Source organism: Fontibacillus phaseoli, from assembly GCF_003337355.1.
Taxonomy (GTDB): Bacteria; Bacillota; Bacilli; order Paenibacillales; family Paenibacillaceae; genus Fontibacillus; species Fontibacillus phaseoli.
This window is the reverse complement of sequence record NZ_QPJW01000009.1, coordinates 20,078-39,228: the sequence shown is the minus strand read 5'-3', so window position 1 is coordinate 39,228 and position 19,151 is coordinate 20,078. Positions and strand designations below refer to the sequence as shown.

The window sequence follows — 19,151 nt, the reverse complement described above, 5'->3', positions numbered from 1 at the left end:
GGCATGCAATCAAGTCAGGATATGCCGCACCAGTTCGTTCATGCCCTTCCAGGAATCTTTTAAAATAAAGTCCGGCTGGACTGGTCTGTTCCAGGGACGGGGAATCATAATCGTCTGCTTGCCCGCTTCTTTGGCAGCGATCAGATTATGAGGTCCGTCGTCGATCAACAGATCGAATTCAAGCAGGTATTTGCGCTTGGCGACGAAAAAGTTTTCGAAGGGGATGAACGGCAGATGCATTTGCAGCCATCTCCACTTTTCCGGAACTGAAGACGGACGCGCCGCGGTCACGATAATGACATCGTAGTCGGCAGTCATTCTTTGCACCTCATCGACCGTATATTCATCAAAGAGCTCCAGCTCTTCATATAAACCCGGTCTTCCGAAAAAAATATCGTCCGAGCAGCTTGGATGCCAAATGCCGCTCAAGTCAAAGCTGACAATCTGTTCCATGGTCAAGGGGAGATCGGGATACATCATATTGTGATATTGGATCGCTTTCGGAATCAAATGGCAGATCGTATCATCCATGTCTATGGCTACTATTTTTTTGCTCATGTTTACGTCCTTCTTCCTACGGTTGCATTGGCTTGTAATTCAACGTAATTGTAAAGGACACTCTGAAAAATGGCAAACCCGTCCAACCCGCAGGCTGGTTTACAAGGGGAGGGGTTTGGCTTATCATGGGCTATAAATACAGACAGGAAGGAACGTGGAGATGGAGACTACCCAGGCTAAGCTTAAAAAACCGGAAGCGATGATATTCGATATGGACGGAACTCTTTTCAAGACGGAGACACTGCTCATTCCAGCTTATCACGAGTTGTTTGACCGGCTCAGAGAAGAGAAATTGTATGTCGGGGATACGCCTCCCGAGGAATTGATGCTAAGCTGTCTCGGAATGCTGCTCGAAGACATCTGGAGAAAGGTGATCCCGGACTGTAGCGAAGCTGTGCACCGCCGGGCGGATGAACTGCTCCTGGAACTGGAACTGGCAGGGCTTAAACAATACGCCACGGAGTTGTATCCTGGCGTCAAGGAAACGCTGGAGCAGTTGAGAGATCGGGGAGTCAGGCTGTTCGTCGCAAGCAACGGGTTGGAGCATTACGTAAAGGGCGTCGCCGAAACCCACTTGATCTCTCCGCTGTTTGAAGCAGTCTACAGTGCAGGCGAGTATCTGACTGCTTCCAAAGTCGATCTTGTCCGTCTCCTGATGGACAACCACGGCATTTCCAGTGCCTGGATGGTTGGGGATCGCTCCTCGGACGTGGAAGCGGGCAAGAAGAACGGACAAACCGTGATCGGCTGCGCCTATGCCGGTTTTGGACAAGGCCAAGAGCTGGCCGGTTCGGATATACTGATCACTACTTTCAACGAGCTTCCCGGACTCTATGACCGGTCGGAAAGTCTCGAATAAGCCTCATGCATACATGAAGCCGCTCCTCCTCGCTAAGAGGAAGGGGCGGCTTCGCGTTTATCATCGCGCTTATCTTCATGTTTTTCTTCTCGCTTGTTTTCGCGTTTGGCATCGCGTTTATACATCCACATGGCATATTCCAAAGGCTTGATGATTGCACGACGGTACGATTCCGTGTCTCCCGATTTAATAAACACCTCTCTGGCGGGCTTGGGATTGACTTCCAGAACGTATACCCGGCCGTTTTTTTCGATCGCCAGGTCCAGTGCCAGCTCGCATAAGGCGCCGAAGGTGGATTCGAGATGCGCGGCGATTTCCAGGCTCAGTTTTTCGGCGGAACGGCGGATTTCGGAGCGCTTCTCCTCGCTCGATGTAACCTGAGCAAGCAGCGCATTCATCGTAACGGCCTTGCCCCCGCCGTGAAGATTGGAGGTGACGCTTCGAACAGGTCCGATCCGGCCCGCACAGCCGGTCACTTCCCACTGCCCGTGTCCGTTCTTCTGCACAAGCATCCGGTAATCGGCCACCCGACCGCTTGGCAGTTTGATTTGAATTCCTTGCTGCGCAAGGAAGCGGCCGCTTCCTTTCCAGCTTAACAGGAACGCGCCGAGCCGGGATTTATGCAGCTTTTGGGCGGGGATGATCTGACGGCTTTGTTTTCGTCCCTGAATGAGGAACATGTCGCCGCCCAGTCTTTCCACCCGGAGAATTCCCCGCCCCCCCGTGCCGTTAATCGGTTTGACGTAGACGGAAGGGTAGTTTTTCAACAGATGGAATACGTCGCCGCTATTTTGAAATAATACCGTTGCGGGTTGATGTTTACGGAACGCCGTTTTTCGGTTCAGGGTTTGATAAATCGTCCACTTGTTGCGCAACGGCCGGTTTAAATAAGTAAGATTGCCGTACCGGGAACGGAATCGCAGCAACTGCTCGAACCGCTTGCTGCGCTGAATTCGGCAACGGTCGAAAATTAGATGGGGAAACTTGCGCCATTTGCGCGACCATTTCTTGTGCTTCGGATCATAGATAAGGGCATGTATTAAGCCTCTATTGTCGTCCACATCCATCGGAGTGAACACAAAAACATCGAGACCGAGAGTCTGGCCCTCTTTAATCATTCTCTGATATATATGCCGTTCTTCCAGTTGCTTTTTATCGTTTAAATATAAAGTCAGAATGCCCAAAACTGGCTGTGCCAACAGGGTTCACCTTCTTTGCAAGGAATGGATGGCAAAATTATGGTCCGGCGGAGATGCTGCTTCCTGCGCTCCGCTTTGGTTTTTCTCCAGCACAAGCACGGCCCGGCCGCCATGCGGCTTTAGCAGCCGGCTTGCGCGGAAGCCCGCGCGGAAGCACATCTGCAAACTGGATAAGTTGCTCAGAGACACCAGGCATGTCAGTTTTCCAAGAGACGAAAACTGCCGGTTTAACAACTCGGAGCCAAGGCCTTGCCCCCGGTACAACGGATGAACGACAACGAGACTGATGCCGCGGCCATAGTCACTCACGCAGGAAATCCCGGCGATCCGGGGGCCGTCCTCGGCCTGGAGGGTGGCTAGCAGGAGGGAGGAGCCGGGCATAAGCAATTCCCTACAGGAAAGCTTCATCAGCGCCCGGTATGTCCCGGCGGGAATCTTCTTCCGGCCGTACCTCTTCACAAAGTTCAAGATTTCTGCATGCTGCATTGCCCAGGCTGCCGAGTCGCAGGGTTGCCATGCCGCTATCTTCATGCAGGACTCACCTCCCTCCATAGGCTATTCCTTGCCCTGCCGGTATAAATATTGACTGAACTGAAAAATGCGTTCCAGCGATTTTTTACGGATATGCGGTTCATCGAATTTCATTGGTTTGGCGTTTGCTTCAAAGAACCAGATCTTCCCGTCCGTATCCACTCCGAGATCCATCGACATTTCGCCGAGGGTATAACCCGATCCTTTTTCAATCTGCTTTGCGATCAACAGGCCGCTGGATTTCAGCCGGCTCATCAAAAATGCAGTCATTTCCTGACCGAATGCCGGGGTCATCAGCTTTTCGGGATCTTCAACGCTGCCGCCTTGCGGAACGTGAGTGGTGATCCTCCGCCATCCGGCCAGCCGCGCGCCGACCCCGGTTACCGTCCAAATCCCTTTGCCTGTTTTCTGCACAAGCATCCTGATGTCAAAGTGACGGCCCTTGTAGGAAGCAAGTTTAATGCCTTCCTGCATAATGTAAGGGACGCTGCCGGTCTCGGCCCTGATCCTTTTCCAGAGCAAAGGGGGATTGCCGGTTCGATAGACGACGTTCCTATTCCGCGTTCCCTGGATCGTGAGACGGTAAGGTCTTTTCTCGTCTTCTTCATACTGGAGCAGCATGATGCCTTTCCCTGCCTTGCCGCTTTCCGGTTTCAGATACAGGCTTCCATACTCCTGGAGCATGGGGAGAAGACTTTTCGCAGAGCGCAGCCTTTTCGTGTCGGGAACGAGTGCTTTGGTGGTACGGTTTTTTTTCAGCCAGTCAAACAGGGTCCATTTATTGAAAAAGTAAGGGTTGAACAACTGGATGCTGCTATGCTTGATGCACTCGTCGATTTTACGCCGAACGGAAGGCCTTCTTTCATCCTCACGTTGGGGGATCCGGTTGTAAATGACTTGAGGCAGCGGGCACCACTGCCTTTTCCACTGCTTTTCATCGGGGTTGTATAAATAACCCTGTACTTTTTTGGCGGACAGCTTCAAATCTTTGGCGGTGACGACATAGACCGGGAAGTCCAGTTCTCTGCCCATTCTCACGATATCCCGGAAGTTCCCCCGATTTCCCCGGAACTGCGTCCATTCGTCATCGACGGTCAGAACGGCGACGATGGGTTTCTGATCGCCTGAAATCTGGCTCATCAGGACTCCCTCCTCCGGAATTTACTCAAATACAAACAGTGCTCCAGAATGTGCTCGACGGAGGCTCTCCCTTCCGCACGCAGCGAGGGATGCTTGAAAATGGACCGGCCGGGCTTGGCGTTGGCTTCAAACATCCAGATTTTTTCATCCATATCGATCCCGATGTCAAAGCCGATTTCGCCGATCAAATGCTGATGATGCGATTCGATGGCTTCGGCGAGTGTAATGGCGACGTTTTTGGCGTTTTTCAGCACTTCTTCCGCCCGTGAGCCGAATGCCCGGGCCAGGGCTTGATCCGGCGTCAGCAGCGACCCCCCGTTTTTAAGATGGGTAGTGACGCTGCCTTTCCCCGCCTTTTTGGCTCCGATACCTACAACGACCCATTGGTTTCTTCCGTTCTTGTGCATATGGAAACGGAAGTCGATGGGGCAGCCGTCGATTTCAATCAGCCGGATGCCTTGCTGCGCGACGTATCCCCGCAATGAACGGCCGTGTCTGGCTTGCAGCGTCCGCATCAGGCCGGCGAAGGAGCCGAAACGAAGCAGCGCGTTTTTGCCGCTTTTGCGGTACCTGGCGTAGTACCCGCTCTTGGGAATGCGGGACAGGCGGTAGATGCCGTGGCCAAGACTGCCGCTGTTCGGTTTGTAGTAGATGAGCGAATGCCGGTCCAGCAAATCCTTAATTTGATCGGGAGTCGGGCTCATGATCGATTCGGGCACGTAACGGCCCACCAAAGTGTCTTTTTCAAGCATGCGGTAAATATCGGACTTATTGAAAAAACTCCAGTTGAAAAACGGAATTCTCCGCCTAATGAACCGCTCCCTGAGCTGGGTGATGGACGTTGTCGTTTCCGCCCGCCGGCTGGGGAGGCGATTGTAAACTACATCCGGCAACGGGACCTTTTTTCTTATAAAGTTTCCGGCTTCATTAAGAAAGTAACCGTTGACCGTTTCGTTTTCCCAATGGATATCCCGGGGGGTGAAGGCGAAAATGTAGGACTGTTTGCTGCCGTATCTCAGCAATTGTTTGATAAAGCCGGTCCGGGAGCCGAAAGGGCTGGAGGCCGAAGCGGTCGGTCCATCCGACAGCACGCCGATGAGCGGGCCTATTTGTACTTCACCTTCTTGGAGACTGCGCAAAAAGACGCCGCCCGCTTTCGGAATTTTAATTTCTTTCCGGATGCCGGAGCCGAGATAGAGATGCTTTCCCGCTTTGTTGATGGGTTTGACTGCGGCGGGGATGCGTTCGCCGCCGAATCTGAGGTGAACCGACTTTTTCCCCGACAGCTTCAAATTTTTCATTAAAGAGCCGGACACGTAGACGACCCTTTGGGGCTGCTGCGTGAAATGAACGTTGCAAAAAGTCAAACTCATGAATTTTTCCTCCTAAAAAAGTCTTCCATGCCTCATTCAAGGTTTGCTCAGCAGCAAATAGCGCGCATAGAGGATCGGATTTTCCATTGATTTTCTGGCGCTTCTGTAGTCGCCGATCCGGAAAAAGGAAGAGCGTCCGGGTTTGGAGTTAACCTCCAGCACCCACACCTTTCCCCGTCGGTCGATCCCGTAGTCAATTCCGAGCTCGGCAAGGCGGCCAAAGTGGGATTCCAGCGAGCCCGGGATTTCCATCGACAATTTGGTAATCATGGACAGAGCTTCTCTGGCCGCGGCTGTCCCGAGTTCCCGGCTCAGAAACGGCACCGCCTTGTGTGCGGATCCGCCGCCATGCAGATTCGAAGTGAGCGCATGTTTCGGACCGACCCTCACCGCCATTCCGGTTAATTGCCATGACCCTGTTTCGTTCTTCTGCATCAAGACGCGGACGTCGAAGGGCTCGCCCTCAGAGGTGCTGAGTTCCAGGTAAGGTTGCATCAGAAAAGGACGATTTGCCGTAAACTTGTCGATCCATTCCAGGCCTTCGTTGCGGGTGGTAAAGCGATGCCGCAGTATGCCGTTACGGCTGTCACGGCCGGCGATTCTTAGTCCGTCCCCAGCTCTTGGCGCTCTAACATGCAAGGTCCGCTTGCCATGCGTTCCGTTTTGCGGCTTAAGGAAGACCTCGCCTTGGTGCGACTCCAGCCAATCTGCCAATTGGGTGGGGCTTTCATAAGGAACGGATTCCGGCAAATGAAGCGCGATCTTCGGGAATTTCCGTAGTACCTGGTAAACGCGCCATTTTCCTGTCAATCCCCGGGTCAAGTATAGGAAAGGGTGAGTTTCCGATAAATGGGCTAGCGCTTGCTTTTTTCGCTGCTGCCTGCTGCGGTCATGAGTGAAGCAGCGGTCGTAGATAATATCCGGAGGAGGAAACAGCCTTTGATGCCAACCGCCGTTCTCATAACAGTAGCCGGGGACGGTATCTTTTCCCCGCCGGAGATAAGACGGGCAGAACACATAAACGGTCATCCCCTGTTTGCTGCCGATCAGGCATAATTTGCGGCAAAATCCCGGCTCCGCAAACGGAACGGGTTCATTGCTTTCGCCGACCATAATGCCGAGTACACCTCTTGATACCTTGTTAATCATGACTTCCCTCCTCAAAAGCCGGACAAATAGCGGGCGTATTCAATCACCTGTTTGACGGAAGGACGGATTTTTCCGCCACCGATCGGGGTGTTGTCATTTTTGGACGGTTTGGAATTGACCTCCAGCAGCCAGATCCGCCCGGATGTATCAAGGGCAAGATCGATGCCAAGTTCTCCGAAGTGGGAAGGAATTTGACTGTCTACGCCCACAGCGATATCGAGTGCGGCTTTTCTGAGACGCAGCGGGATTTTTCCTTTAATCCCCGCGGGAAGCGAGCTTCGTCCGATGGCGTCCTTCACGGTGCTGAGCGACCCTCCCCTGGCGAGATTGGACACGAAATGCTGACTACCGGCGGTTCGTGCAACGATCGAGGTAACGTTCCAATTTCCCGCCCGGTTCTTTTGAACAAGCGCGCGAAAATCGACCGGCCTGCGATCCGCTTGAATCAAGGTCAATCCTTGCTGAATCTGGTACCGGGTCGTTTTCATTTTGCCGGAGAGGGAGGAGAAGAGCTTGGCAAGACTCGGATAAATTTGCCGACGCGTTCCGCCAACCTGGGCGGTTAAGGTCTGGTAGGTGCCGCCTTCCGATCTGGATACCCGGATGATTCCTTTACCGAGACTCCCTTTAATCGGTTTTAAAAATACTATGGGGTGTTTGGCGCACATCGTTTTTAGTGTAAGAAAGTTACGGAAGAGGTGGGATTCCGGCAAATATCTTGATACGGCGGCATCGCGTTCAAGAGCATCGAACACTTCGGTTTTATCGAGAAATTTTTCATTAAAAAAGTGGCTGCCGTACCGGGATTTTACTTCCTTTAAGAAATGCTGTACGCTAGGTTTGTTCTCCAATTTGCGCGAAGTCAGCCGGTTGTAGAACACGTCTGCGGCCGGCACCTGGATCTGCCTCCATCCTTCGCCATAGACCCAGGCCGATAATTTGCTTGAACTTGAACCGATATGATCCGGTGTGAAAAAATAAACGTACGCCCCTTGCCGCTGACAGGCGTTTACGAGCTCCTTGCAGAACAGGGTAATCGGCCCAAAGGGCCGTTCCGGGGATCCCGGGAGATCCCGGCTGATCAACACGCCGACCAGAGGCCCGAGCTGAAGGGTGGTTGAATGGGGACGGAAGGTTAGCCGCAGCATGGAGCGTGGCAGTACGCCCATTTTATCTGCAAGCTCCTGACTGATCCGAATTCCGTCGAATCTGGCCAACGGTACGACCCGCACGGTCTGCCGGAATGATCCGAAGACGAGCTGCAGCGGATAGTGCACGGGAATTCTCCACAGTTTCACCAGCTGTTCTCCGATAACGATAATATCTTTTTCCAGCAAATTCGGGCTCATGATCTGAATTTTTAATTTTTTGGAGGGCATGAAGCGGATCTCCTTCCAAGCTTAAGCTTGATGTCTTGGATGCCAAAAGGTCATCTGCATAAGCGCATGTAATGCATCATATGAGGACATAGAATCCTTGGTGATTAACCCATTTACGATTTGATTGTACGAAAGCGGACTTAATGGCGGATGTTTTCATCGTTGGGAGAAGGCTCTTTTAAGTTGGATATTAAGGTTTTAGCCGTGGTTTAAGGGAGGGTATACGAGGTGGCCGATTGGCTTTATATTTTGGTCAGCGTGTCTGTAGCCGCCTTTGTTGGCGGAGTAACGAATCATTTTGCGATTAAGATGCTGTTTCACCCCAGAAATCCGGTATATATCGGGAAGTTTCATGTTCCGTTTACGCCGGGGCTGATTCCAAAACGTCGCGAAGATATCGCGGAGTCGCTTGGGACAGTCGTGGCGGATTATTTGGTCACGACGGAAGGAATCCAGGAATTGGTGACTCGTCCGGCTTTTAAAAAGCAGGCGGAACAGTACTTGGAGAACCTGCTTGTCCGGTTGGGCGAAAGCGAGATGACGTTAAAAGAAGCGGCGTTAATGGTATGGGAACCGCAGCGTTGGGAAGAGGTCAAGCTGCGGCTTGCCGATACCGGCAGATCAGTGGCGGACCGTGGGCTCAGCCTGCTGTGGAATGATCTCGGCTATGGGGACCGGTCATTGAAGGATCTGGTTCCCGGCTGGAATGAGGAGAATCGGATGCGCTGGAGCGGCGTGGCCGCGGAAGCGGTGCTGCGTGCGGTGGAAGAGGAACTCTTGTCGGCTGAAGGACAGCGTATGCTGACCAAGATGGTAGGGGATATGGCGGATAAAGCCGGCGGATTCCTCGGCACGATGGCTGCGATCTTCATGGACGAGGATAAACTGGTCCGCAAGCTGACGCCGACGTTGGTGCGGGCGCTGCAAAGCGAGGAAGCCAAGCGCAAGATTACGAACGCGATTCAGGGCAGGATGGAAGTGTTCGGGGAAAAGCCGGTTACCGAATTGATCGGGCTGGTAACCGGAGTTCCGGCACCGGAGTGGCTGTCCGATAAAATGAACAAACTTCCGCTGGAGCAATGGATCGGGGCAGCTGAACGACTTCGGGTCTCCTCGCTGGTCGACCCTTGGAAGGCACGGGCGACTGGGGCGCTTCCGGCTATTTCCGAACGGATAATTTCCATTGTAAGCAAAGGAATTCCGATGGTAATGAAGGCGATTCAATTGCCGAAACTGGTGCAGGAGCAGGTGCAGAAGTTTCCGGTGGAACGGCTGGAAGAAGTCATCCTGAGCGTATCCGGCAAGGAGTTCCGGGCCATTACCTGGCTGGGGGTGCTTCTCGGCGGAATTATCGGTCTATTCCAGTCGCTGCTGATGTTGTGGATGGGATAAGCGCGTTTTACAAACTATATTTTTCGGAGGTTGAATATATTGAATATTTACGATAAAGCAAATGAATTGGCAAAAGCGCTTAAGGAAAGCACGGAGGTAACTGAAATTACCGCCGCGATGAAACTGGTTGACGCCGATCCCGAGAGCAAGGTGATGCTTGAGAATTTCCGTATCCGTCAAAATGAGCTGCAGCAGCAGATGATGACCGGAGAAATGCCTTCACCGGAAGAAATGGAGAAAATGGAAAAGCTGTTCGAGGTACTCAGCATGAACCTGAATATCCGCCGCTTGTTTGATGCCGAAAGACGGCTCAGCGTTATCATTCAGGACGTAAACAAAATCATTACGGACAGCTTGCAGCATTTATACGGCTCGCAGATGTAATCTCACGATATAGTCTCATATTTTTCGGACAGCCCTCATAGAATAGAAATATAGATTCGAAGACGAAGGAGCTGCGGAATATATGAAGACCGTGAAAAAAAAGAGTAAATTGAAGCATGTCGTGTATTTGATTCTGGCGCTGGGGATGCTGGTGTACGCGCTGCCCATGATTTCTTTTGAACCCGGGGCCGGATGGGTCTCCGTGTTCGGGATGATTTGGGCCGCCTTTGCCTTTCTGGTGATCGGGGCTCACTTGCATTTCATCCTGGGCGTGAATGAAGAAAAACAGCGGTCGCTGGACGCGGTCCGCCGGGCGAAGCTACGGGAATGGCAAAATAAGTGGTCCGAGGAAGGCAAGCAGGGCCAGAGCATGTAGCTGAGAGAGTAAAGATAGCGGGAAACAGCAAAAAGGCTGTCTCGAATGCCGGACAATGGCTATTGAGACAGCCTTTTTAACGTTTATACGGGTTATTTTCAATTCATAATCATCTTGTCATTGCTTTCTCCCGGCGGGACCATCGGATAGACGTTCTGTTCTTCTTTCACGTTGAATTCCATCAAGACGGGTCCCGGAATGTCCAGGCTCTGCCGGATAATGAATTCGGCTTCGGAGAGCGTCGACGCCCGTAAACCGGCTACACCGTAAGACGCAGCGAAAGCTACATAGTCGGGTGATGAAATCTGAACGGAGGAGTAGCGGCGTTTATAAAACAATTGCTGCCACTGACGTACCATCCCGAGATAGCCGTTATTCAAAATGACTATTTTTACCGGGAGCTGATAGTCTACCGCGGTCATTAATTCTTGCAGATTCATCTGAAAGCTGCCGTCCCCCGTTACGCAGATGACCGGATCGCCATTCCCCGCGATGGCAGCCCCTATAGCCGCCGGAAGTCCGAAGCCCATCGTTCCGAGTCCGCCTGAGGTCAGGAAAGAACGGGTATGCTTGAATTTGTAATGGTGGGCCGTCCAGATTTGATGCTGGCCTACATCGGTCGCCACGACCGCGTTACCGTCCGTGAATTTGTTCAACAGCTGGATGACCTCCTGCGGGGACAGGGTGCCCGGTTCCGCCGTAAAATGAGGCACTTTTCTTTGCCACCGGCTTGTTTCCTGGGCCCACGGTTGAGCCGTGAGCTTACCTGCGAACGGGATTAATTTTTGCAATAAATTTTGTATGTTTCCGTGGACAGCAAGGTCGACGGGAATATTTTTGCCAAGCTCCGCATCATCAATATCGACATGGACCTTCCAGGAGTCAGGCGAGAATGACTTGATTTTACCGGAGAGACGGTCGTTGAATCTAGCTCCGAGCGACAGCAGCACATCCGCATGATGAACGGCCCGGTTGGCCGCATAAGTGCCGTGCATGCCTAGCATGCCGAGATAGAGGGGATGATCGGACGGAAATGCCCCGATGCCCATCAGCGTGCTGACGACCGGAATTCCCGCGCTTTTGGCCAACGTCCGGAGCCATTCGGCCGAACCGGAGGAGACGACACCCCCGCCGGCCAGAATGACGGGACGTTCTGCTGCGGAAAGGCGGCTGGCAATCAGAGCGATCGTCTCATCATCAATCTCCGTGGCCGGTTGATAGCCGCGGATTGAAATTTCCTGGAGAGGTCCGTGCGTCGTTTTGGCGTTCATGATATTTTTCGGCAAATCGATGAGCACCGGTCCGGGTCTTCCCGACGAAGCGATATGGAAAGCCTCTTTCATGATCCGGGGTAATTCTTCCACATCCATAACGACGTAATTATGCTTGGTCACATCCATCGTCATACCAAAAATATTCACTTCCTGAAAGCTGTCTCGACCGATCAGATCGGTAGAAACCTGTCCGGTCAACACGACGAGCGGAACCGAATCCATGAATGCGTTGGCGATTCCCGTTACCGCATTAGTGGCTCCCGGTCCGGATGTCACCAGAGCTACCCCCGGACGCCCGGTTACCCGGGCATAGCCGTCGGCGGCATGAACGGCGGCCTGCTCGTGGCGGGTTAAAATATGACGGATATCGGAGCAATCATAGAGCGCGTCGTATATCGGAATGACCGCCCCTCCGGGATAACCGAAAATGGTGTCGACCTGTTCTTCAAGCAAACATTCGATGAGTAGTTCCGCGCCGTTTAGTGTGTTTTTTATTTGACAATGATCGTTAGCCATATGGTTCCCCCTGCATTTTTTCTGACAATTCTATCTCAAATGTGACGAATTCGGAGTGACCCCAGTCATAAGCGGGCAATAAAAAAGGAGATAAGATAACGTGAAAGTACTTGTTGAGGGGGACGCCCGGCGTGATCAAGTCAGTTGCAGTCATCGGTGGAGGTATTTCCGGCTTAAGCGCGGCATACTATACCCGGAAATTAAGCCGGGAGCGTGGAATTGACGTTTCGATAACAATCATCGAACAGAACCCCCGGCTAGGGGGAAAGATTCAGTCCTTGGTCCGGGACGGTTTTACAATAGAACAGGGGCCGGATTCGTTCCTTGCCCGCAAGGTGTCCGCCCTGGACCTGGCAGGCGATCTCGGGCTAGAGGATTTGCTTGCGGGAACAAACCCGGCGGCCAAGAAAAATTACATTCTTCACCGGCGGAAGCTTCACACGATGCCGCCCGGATTGATGCTGGGTATTCCCACTCAAATGTGGCCGATGATGAAGACCGGACTGCTTTCTCCGCTCGGCAAAGCACGGGCGGCCATGGATTTGCTGCTTCCCGCCAAACGGAGCACGGAGGACGAGTCCCTCGGGGGATTCATTCAGCGCCGATTGGGCAAGGAAGTGCTTGAGCACATGACCGAGCCGCTGCTTGCAGGAATTTATGCCGGCGATACCGCGCAGCTTAGTTTGAGGGCAACATTTCCTCAATTTCTAGATATGGAACAAAAGTACCGTAGCCTGATTTTAGGACTTCTCGCAAGCAAGAGGCCTGCCGTTAAACCTGCTGCGCCAGCCGGTTTGCCGCGTCCGGCGCTGACAAGCATGTTTCTTACGTTTAAAGGAGGCTTAAGCGTATTGATCGATGCTTTAGCCAAATCGCTGCAAAGCGAGAGATTGATCACGGGAACCGCGGTGCGCTCATTGGCCTCAAGCCATGAAGGCTATGAACTGCTGCTCGGAGACGGTGAGCGGCTGAAGGCCGACGGAGTGATTATGGCTGCACCTGCGTTCGCGGCTGCGGATTTGCTGTGCGATGTTCCCGAGGCGGCTTATTTGAAGCAAATTCATTACGTGTCCGTGGCCAATGCGGCATTTGCTTTCCGTAAGGAAGATGTGCCCCATGACTTAAAAGGTTCAGGCTTCCTGATCCCCCGCAGCGAAGGAAGGGGAATAACGGCTTGTACCTGGACATCGTCGAAATGGCTGCATACGGCTCCCGAAGGGAAAGTTCTCCTTCGGACCTATATCGGACGTCTGGGGGATCAACGGTGGACCGCCATGTCCGATGAAGAGCTAAAGGCGAGGGTTGCCGGGGAGCTTCGCGACTTGATGGGGATCACGGCAAAGCCGCTGTTTTGCGAGTTGACCCGGCTTCCGCAATCGATGCCGCAATATCCGGTAGGCCATGTGGAGGCTATTCAAAAGCTGCGCGGTAAGCTGGACAAAGCCAAACCGGGAGTACAGCTTTGCGGTGCCGGTTACGACGGCGTTGGAATTCCGGATTGTATTCGTCAGGGACAACAGGCCGCCCTAAACATAATAAATACGATTGCCGGGAGTGGATTGGGATGAAACCAGATTTCAGTCAGGAACGCGATTATCATAAAAATCCGTTTATCGTCATTTGGGAAGTTACCCGAGCGTGCGCATTGCAATGCCTTCACTGCAGGGCCGAGGCGCAATATCATCCCGATCCGCGCCAACTGACGCTGGAGGAAGGCAAAAAGCTGATTGATGACATCGCCGACATGGACCGGCCCTTGTTCGTGTTTACCGGCGGCGATCCGTTAATGCGCCCGGATTTATTTGAGCTGGCCAAGTATGCGATTCACGAAAAGGGGCTCCCGGTATCCATGACGCCGAGCGCCACCCCTAGAGTGACGTTCTCTGCCGTGCAAAAGGCGAAGGAAGTCGGCTTGTCCCGGTGGGCCTTCAGCCTGGATGGTTCGACGGCGGAGATTCACGACCATTTCCGCGGCACGCCGGGTTCCTATCAAATGACGATGCGCGGCATCGACTATTTGCATGAACTGGAGATTCCGATCCAGATCAATACGACGGTGTCCCGCTACAATCTGGATGACCTGCCCCGAATCGCGGACAAAGTGAAGGATATGGGCGCCGTCCTGTGGAGCGTATTCTTTCTGGTGCCCACGGGCAGAGGCATGGTCGGCGATATGATTTCTCCGGAAGAGCATGAGCAGGTCATGGAATGGCTGGCGCGTTTGCAAGGGGAAATGCCTTACGGCGTCAAGGCAACGGAGGCGCCGCATTACCGCCGAGTTTTTATGCAACAGAAAAAGCGGGATGTCGCCAGCGCCGTGCATGGGCAGGTTAGCAAGCCGGTGAAAAGGGCCGATGTGCTCGGGCGTTCGCCTAAAGGTGTAAACGACGGGGACGGCTTCGTGTTTATCAGCCATGTCGGCGACGTGTATCCGAGCGGTTTTTTGCCGGTTAGCTGCGGAAATGTCAGGGAATCATCCCTGTCTCACATATACAGGAACTCTCCGGTGCTTCAGGAACTGCGGGATAAGTCGCTTTTGAAAGGAAAATGCGGGGTCTGCGAATTCAAACAGCTTTGCGGCGGTTCAAGAGCAAGAGCGTATGCGATGACTGGCGATTACCTGGAGAGCGATCCTTATTGCGCCTATTTGCCGAAGGTGTTAGCGAAGCAGTCTGCCGAGTAAAAAATATACGACCGCTCTCCGGGGTATCCGGGGAGCGGTCGTTGTATTATTGCCTATTCTCTTCTTAGTTGCTTTTTGGAACAAACGTCACGATCCAGTGGTCTCCGCTCACTTGCTCGCAGGTACTTTCGTAGCCCCTGGCTTCGAGTTTGGGGATCAGCGGGACCGGCTTTATGGTCGCATGTAAAACAAAGGTTTCGTCCGGCTTCAAGGCATTAAACGTATCCATGATCATGGTGAACGGCTCCTCGCCCGACCGAAGTTGCGGGCGCACATCCAACTCTACGATGCCGGCTCCGGCATGATTGTCAGTGGTCATCCCTGGTTCACCTCCATTCCGGTATGCTCCGCCGTCAGAACGCTCGACAGGCGGGCCATGCCGCTTAGCCCTTTCATTCCTCCATAAAGCGTATAAAAGAACGAGTCGGGAGCATCCAATGAAAATGACAGGTACTGTTTCGGATCGATCCCCAGCATTTTCTCGAACAGCATCGCCGTGTCGTACGCATAGAAGCAAAAGTAGGTATACTGAAATTCCGGCATTTTTTCCGCGATCATCAGAATTTCAGAAGCATACTGTTCCAGATTGCTCTCGGCCTCTGCGATCATGCTTAGAGCATCTTCAAGATCCACGGATATTTTAATGGTTTTTTCATCAATTATCGCAATGGCTGCCATGAACAACGCCCCCTTGGTTTGATTTATTCGTTTTTGCCGATTTTAACCTGGAAGGTTTCAGGTCCTTGCTCAAGATACTCCCAAGTGAATTGTCCGGGATGCATAGCATCAAATTGAAAACGCAACGGCACAGGATCGTGATCGTTTACCAGCAGCATTGCTTCTCCCGGTTGCAGATCGTTGAATGCTGCAAAAATCGTTTTATGTTTTAATTGCGGCGGATACTCCGTGGCGTTAACGGTGGTTTTAATATTTTGACTCATGACAAGTCCTCCTGTTATTTAAAATTTTACTATTCGCGATCATTATATCAATGCACCTGACATTGATTGTGATACTAGTCACAAATTAAGAGGCCAGAAAGAAATGTCTAGGCCAGCTTCGAAATTCCGTCAAGGATGGAGTGACGGACCTCACAAGAAATGGTTCAAGTCGCACAAGAATCTCTATCAATTATCAATTCAATAGAACCCAATCATGTTACACAGTCGCACAAGTTACTCAAGTTACTCAAGTTGCTCAAGTTGCACATCCTGACCAAGTCGCCCGATTCCCGGCAAAGTGGTGTACGCCACTTCCTTTCGAGAAATTAACTGAATTTTCTCCAGTTAATTTCTTGGAATTTGAGCATGTAGTTAAATTAGCTGGAAATCCTCCGGTTAATTTCGCTATTCTGCACTCAAAAGGCTAAAATCGAAAAAATAACTGTAGTAATTCCAGTAAGTCTGCTTCAAACGGTCAATCGCCCAAAAATAACGGGAGATTTTCCAGTTAAATAATTCGGTTCCATTTCGACTGTTGATGAAAATATGCACTGGCCATCAAACGATTAACCTAAGTCCCCGCCCGCTTGCGGCCAAAGGCATTCCTACGAATTCCGGAGTGAATTTGCTCACGGAATGTCCGTTTTTTTTTGCATCTGGAACGTGTATAATAGATACAGAATAGTACAGATCGGGACGGGAGGTATAACAGTTGCAGGGACATGAAGAGAGCGTGACCAAACATGAACAGTTGCTTCAGCACATCGAGAGTCTCAAGATCGGAACGAAAATATCGGTGCGCAAATTGGCCAAAAGCTTGGGTGTGAGCGAAGGAACCGCGTATCGTGCGGTAAAGGAAGCCGAGAACCTGGGGATCGTCATTACCAAAGAACGGATCGGAACGGTTCGCGTGGAAAAGAAGCCGCGCAATATTTCCGATCAATTAACGTTTGGGGATGTCGTAGAAATCGTGGAAGGTCACGTTCTGGGCGGGGCGGACGGTCTGAACAAGACGCTGCACAAATATGTCATCGGCGCCATGAAGATCGACGCCATGGCCAGATATATTGACGCAGGAAGCCTGCTCCTTATCGGTAACCGCGAAAATGCGCATTCCCTAGCTTTGGAACAGGGAGCAGGCGTGCTGATCACCGGCGGTTTCGGGACAAGCCGTGACGTCAAAACGCAGGCGGACCGCTTGTCTTTACCGATTATTTCCTCCCGGCACGATACGTTCACGGTAGCCTCGATGATCAACCGGGCGATTTTCGACCGCCTGATCAAGAAAAAGATTATGCTGGTAGAGGATATTGTAGTGAGCAAACCAAAAGTGAACATGCTTAAGGTGAGTAGCAATATATCTGATTTTGACCAGTTATCGATTGAAACCGGGTATCAGCATTTTCCGGTCGTTGACGAGTGGAACCGGGTAATCGGCATTGTCACCCGCAAGGACATAGAGGATCTTAACGGAGATCAGAGCATCGAAAAGTGCTTGACCCGCCATCCGATTACCGTCGGCCTGCAGACTTCGTTGGCCTCGGCGGCGCAGATCATGGTGTGGGAAGGCATCGATTTCCTGCCGGTGGTGGACCGCAACCGGAAGCTGATATCGTCGATCACCCGCCGGGAAGTGCTTCAGGCGATGCGCGACGTCCGGAATCAGCCGCAGCTTGGAGAAACGTTTGAACATCTCATGTGGAACGGGTTTGCCGAAGAGCGGGATGAGAGCGGGAAATTGTTCTTTCATGGGGTAATCACGCCGCAAATGGCAACCGATCTCGGGACGATTTCCCATGGCGTGTTGACGTCGCTGATGACCCAGGCGGGACTTAGCGCGGCTAAGGATGCCAGCGGCGGAGGGGATTATGTCGTGGACAACTTGACGACGTATTTCGTGCGGCCGGTGCAAATCGAGAATCCGGTCGTTATAACGCCGGTGCTGCTGGAAATGAGCCGGCGAGCCTGCAAGCTGGAGATCGTCATGACGTATCAGGATCATTTGATCTCCAAAGCCGTCATGACGCTGCAATCGATCGATCATTCCTAGCTTCCGCGTCTTCTCATTCAGGATTTCGGCGGGAGAAGATGCCGAGATTGCGGATGCCGGCAAAAATATTAAAAGCGCCAAGCACCATGAACAATGCGCCCACAACGACGCGCACTGTGGAGCCGCTGAACATAAACATCTGAATGATCGCAAGGACGATGAGCATGAAGCCCATGCTGATGTTCATTTTGGCCTGCGATATGCCGCGGACCCGGGCATCCAGGGAGCGGCGGGATTTTACGCTGAAAAAGATGGCACAGAGGCTGGATACGATCAGGGCGGCGTATAACACATACAAAAAACCTTCGATCATGGAAAGGTCACTGCTCCTTTAGATGAGGTAGTCACAACTCAACAGTTCAACAAACCAGCCTGCCGGAAAGGGAAGGTCCGGTTGCAACAAAAAAACGAAACATGTGATCTTTTTCATTGTAGCATGAAATATCAGCTCCGCACATAGGGGCGGATATCGACCCACACCTGCAGCACGCCCTCGCTGACAAGCATCGTTTTTACCTGAATCGCATATTCCTTATCCCGAACGGCATAGATTTTCCGGTTCAGCAGAGTGCGGGCCATCTTGGCGTCGGAATCGATTTCGAAAATGCTTCGTCCGCGCAGTACTTCCAGTTCCTCGTGCAACTGCTGCACGACTTCCTTGACCGCAAGACTATCGAGCGGAGGATCTCGATCTTCCACCCGCACTTGAATCTCTTTGATGACGGTGGAGCGCTTGTGGTATTTTTTCAGCGTCTTGTTGTCTTCTTCCGCCTGATAAAGCTGGATTTGCAAGTCCTTATTCTCGACCCAGAGCTTGTTATAGCTCGTCTGGTAGACAATATTGAACGTGATGCTGCCTGCGACCATGCCGAGCAAGAACACGGCGACCAGCTGCATAAACCGTTTGAATCCTTTCAAAGTAGGCATCCCCGGCAGGTTCCTCTCATTCATCCTCTGCTTCCTCCGCACATCCATCTAACCAGTTCGGACCCCATATGCGCACCCATAAAGGCGAACAGCAGATACAAAATTTGCTTAATGGCCGGAGACAGGTTTCCGTCAAAAAAATTGCTTTCAATGACCCGCATCGGATCGATCGTTCCGCCTACTGCGGCGGCCAGCGCCCATATTTTGATCCGTCCCGCGATATCCAGCATCGTATGGGTCGGCGGCTGCAGCGAGAAGATCGCGCCGAGGCCGCCCACCATCGCTCCACCCACAACAATGCCGAAGGCCACGAAAAAGTCCATGACCGCCTTGGTCAGAAATGTACTCATCTTCGGGTAACTCCCCTTTCAGGTTTTGCGCTTGTCCTTCTCCATACCATTCTATGGGCGTAATTGAGCA

At 52.3% G+C, this 19,151-nt stretch carries 21 protein-coding genes; 7 read left to right on the top strand and 14 right to left on the bottom strand.

All coding sequences use genetic code 11. The annotated features are described in order from the left end of the window. Window positions 1–9 precede the first annotated feature (9 nt). Window positions 10–558, bottom strand: a complete 549-nt coding sequence (locus tag DFP94_RS18525; protein ID WP_114497962.1) for a 5' nucleotidase, NT5C type — start codon at window positions 556–558, stop codon at window positions 10–12. 160 nt (window positions 559–718) lie between these two features. Here DFP94_RS18525 and DFP94_RS18520 point away from each other — a divergent pair, with 160 nt between their 5' ends. Continuing rightward, a complete protein-coding gene (locus tag DFP94_RS18520; RefSeq protein WP_114497961.1) occupies window positions 719–1,417 on the top strand; it encodes an HAD family hydrolase in 699 nt (232 codons plus the stop codon). A gap of 32 nt (window positions 1,418–1,449) precedes the next feature. On the opposite strand, the gene DFP94_RS18515 is transcribed toward DFP94_RS18520, so the two are convergent. The 6 genes from DFP94_RS18515 to DFP94_RS18490 are packed head-to-tail and all read right to left on the bottom strand — an operon-like array spanning window position 1,450 to window position 8,188. Beyond that, a complete protein-coding gene (locus DFP94_RS18515; RefSeq protein ID WP_114497960.1) occupies window positions 1,450–2,616 on the bottom strand; it encodes a YheC/YheD family endospore coat-associated protein in 1,167 nt (388 codons plus the stop codon). 6 nt (window positions 2,617–2,622) lie between these two features. Beyond that, complete coding sequence (locus DFP94_RS18510; RefSeq protein WP_181873212.1) at window positions 2,623–3,147, bottom strand: GNAT family N-acetyltransferase; 525 nt, start codon at window positions 3,145–3,147, stop codon at window positions 2,623–2,625. A 24-nt stretch (window positions 3,148–3,171) separates the two neighbouring features. After that, the gene (locus tag DFP94_RS18505) at window positions 3,172–4,287 is read right to left on the bottom strand and encodes a YheC/YheD family endospore coat-associated protein (RefSeq protein ID WP_114497958.1); all 1,116 of its coding nucleotides are present in this window, start codon (window positions 4,285–4,287) and stop codon (window positions 3,172–3,174) included. Continuing rightward, window positions 4,287–5,660 carry a YheC/YheD family endospore coat-associated protein gene (locus tag DFP94_RS18500; RefSeq protein WP_114497957.1) on the bottom strand — a complete coding sequence of 458 codons (1,374 nt, stop codon included), beginning with the start codon at window positions 5,658–5,660 and terminating at the stop codon, window positions 4,287–4,289. Before DFP94_RS18500 ends, DFP94_RS18505 begins: the two co-directional genes overlap by 1 nt. Before the next feature lie 36 nt (window positions 5,661–5,696). Continuing rightward, on the bottom strand, window positions 5,697–6,809 hold the full coding sequence (locus DFP94_RS18495; protein ID WP_245954965.1) for a YheC/YheD family endospore coat-associated protein: 1,113 nt from the start codon (window positions 6,807–6,809) through the stop codon (window positions 5,697–5,699). Between the two features lie 11 nt (window positions 6,810–6,820). Then, window positions 6,821–8,188 (bottom strand): YheC/YheD family endospore coat-associated protein, encoded by a 1,368-nt coding sequence (locus tag DFP94_RS18490; protein WP_114497956.1) that lies wholly within the window; start codon window positions 8,186–8,188, stop codon window positions 6,821–6,823. Between the two features lie 228 nt (window positions 8,189–8,416). On the opposite strand from DFP94_RS18490, the gene DFP94_RS18485 reads away from it, so the two are divergent. The 3 genes from DFP94_RS18485 (at window position 8,417) to DFP94_RS18475 (ending at window position 10,340) form a co-directional block, all read left to right on the top strand. Beyond that, window positions 8,417–9,580, top strand: coding sequence for a DUF445 family protein (locus tag DFP94_RS18485; RefSeq protein ID WP_114497955.1), 1,164 nt, complete (start codon window positions 8,417–8,419; stop codon window positions 9,578–9,580). 39 nt (window positions 9,581–9,619) lie between these two features. Continuing rightward, the gene (locus DFP94_RS18480) at window positions 9,620–9,964 is read left to right on the top strand and encodes a YlbF/YmcA family competence regulator (RefSeq protein WP_114497954.1); all 345 of its coding nucleotides are present in this window, start codon (window positions 9,620–9,622) and stop codon (window positions 9,962–9,964) included. 82 nt (window positions 9,965–10,046) lie between these two features. Further along, a complete protein-coding gene (locus tag DFP94_RS18475) occupies window positions 10,047–10,340 on the top strand; it encodes a hypothetical protein (RefSeq protein ID WP_114497953.1) in 294 nt (97 codons plus the stop codon). A 98-nt stretch (window positions 10,341–10,438) separates the two neighbouring features. Here the strand turns inward: DFP94_RS18475 and ilvB are convergent, their stop codons facing one another. After that, on the bottom strand, window positions 10,439–12,130 hold the full coding sequence (gene ilvB / locus DFP94_RS18470; RefSeq protein ID WP_114497952.1) for a biosynthetic-type acetolactate synthase large subunit: 1,692 nt from the start codon (window positions 12,128–12,130) through the stop codon (window positions 10,439–10,441). Between the two features lie 131 nt (window positions 12,131–12,261). Between ilvB and hemG the strand changes: the two genes are divergently transcribed. Then, window positions 12,262–13,698 carry a protoporphyrinogen oxidase gene (hemG, locus tag DFP94_RS18465; protein WP_114497951.1) on the top strand — a complete coding sequence of 479 codons (1,437 nt, stop codon included), beginning with the start codon at window positions 12,262–12,264 and terminating at the stop codon, window positions 13,696–13,698. Continuing rightward, complete coding sequence (locus DFP94_RS18460; protein ID WP_114497950.1) at window positions 13,695–14,813, top strand: TIGR04053 family radical SAM/SPASM domain-containing protein; 1,119 nt, start codon at window positions 13,695–13,697, stop codon at window positions 14,811–14,813. The genes hemG and DFP94_RS18460 overlap by 4 nt, the downstream gene beginning before the upstream one ends. Window positions 14,814–14,877: 64 nt before the next feature. Here the strand turns inward: DFP94_RS18460 and DFP94_RS18455 are convergent, their stop codons facing one another. The 3 genes from DFP94_RS18455 to DFP94_RS18445 are packed head-to-tail and all read right to left on the bottom strand — an operon-like array spanning window position 14,878 to window position 15,754. Next, window positions 14,878–15,132: a DUF2249 domain-containing protein gene (locus DFP94_RS18455; protein ID WP_114497949.1), complete on the bottom strand. Its 255-nt coding sequence runs from the start codon at window positions 15,130–15,132 to the stop codon at window positions 14,878–14,880. Next, window positions 15,129–15,491 (bottom strand): hypothetical protein, encoded by a 363-nt coding sequence (locus tag DFP94_RS18450; RefSeq protein WP_114497948.1) that lies wholly within the window; start codon window positions 15,489–15,491, stop codon window positions 15,129–15,131. Before DFP94_RS18450 ends, DFP94_RS18455 begins: the two co-directional genes overlap by 4 nt. Before the next feature lie 23 nt (window positions 15,492–15,514). Further along, on the bottom strand, window positions 15,515–15,754 hold the full coding sequence (locus tag DFP94_RS18445; protein WP_114497947.1) for a DUF2249 domain-containing protein: 240 nt from the start codon (window positions 15,752–15,754) through the stop codon (window positions 15,515–15,517). 712 nt (window positions 15,755–16,466) lie between these two features. Here DFP94_RS18445 and DFP94_RS18440 point away from each other — a divergent pair. Beyond that, window positions 16,467–17,804, top strand: coding sequence for a DRTGG domain-containing protein (locus DFP94_RS18440; protein ID WP_114497946.1), 1,338 nt, complete (start codon window positions 16,467–16,469; stop codon window positions 17,802–17,804). Window positions 17,805–17,817: 13 nt separating this feature from the next. Here DFP94_RS18440 and DFP94_RS18435 read toward each other — a convergent pair whose 3' ends face one another. From DFP94_RS18435 to DFP94_RS18425, 3 genes are all read right to left on the bottom strand, one after another. Continuing rightward, a complete protein-coding gene (locus DFP94_RS18435; RefSeq protein ID WP_114497945.1) occupies window positions 17,818–18,117 on the bottom strand; it encodes a YtpI family protein in 300 nt (99 codons plus the stop codon). 131 nt (window positions 18,118–18,248) lie between these two features. After that, window positions 18,249–18,755 (bottom strand): sporulation membrane protein YtrI, encoded by a 507-nt coding sequence (locus tag DFP94_RS18430; RefSeq protein WP_245954963.1) that lies wholly within the window; start codon window positions 18,753–18,755, stop codon window positions 18,249–18,251. Beyond that, window positions 18,752–19,081, bottom strand: a complete 330-nt coding sequence (locus DFP94_RS18425; RefSeq protein ID WP_114497944.1) for a YtrH family sporulation protein — start codon at window positions 19,079–19,081, stop codon at window positions 18,752–18,754. Before DFP94_RS18425 ends, DFP94_RS18430 begins: the two co-directional genes overlap by 4 nt. Window positions 19,082–19,151 lie beyond the last annotated feature (70 nt).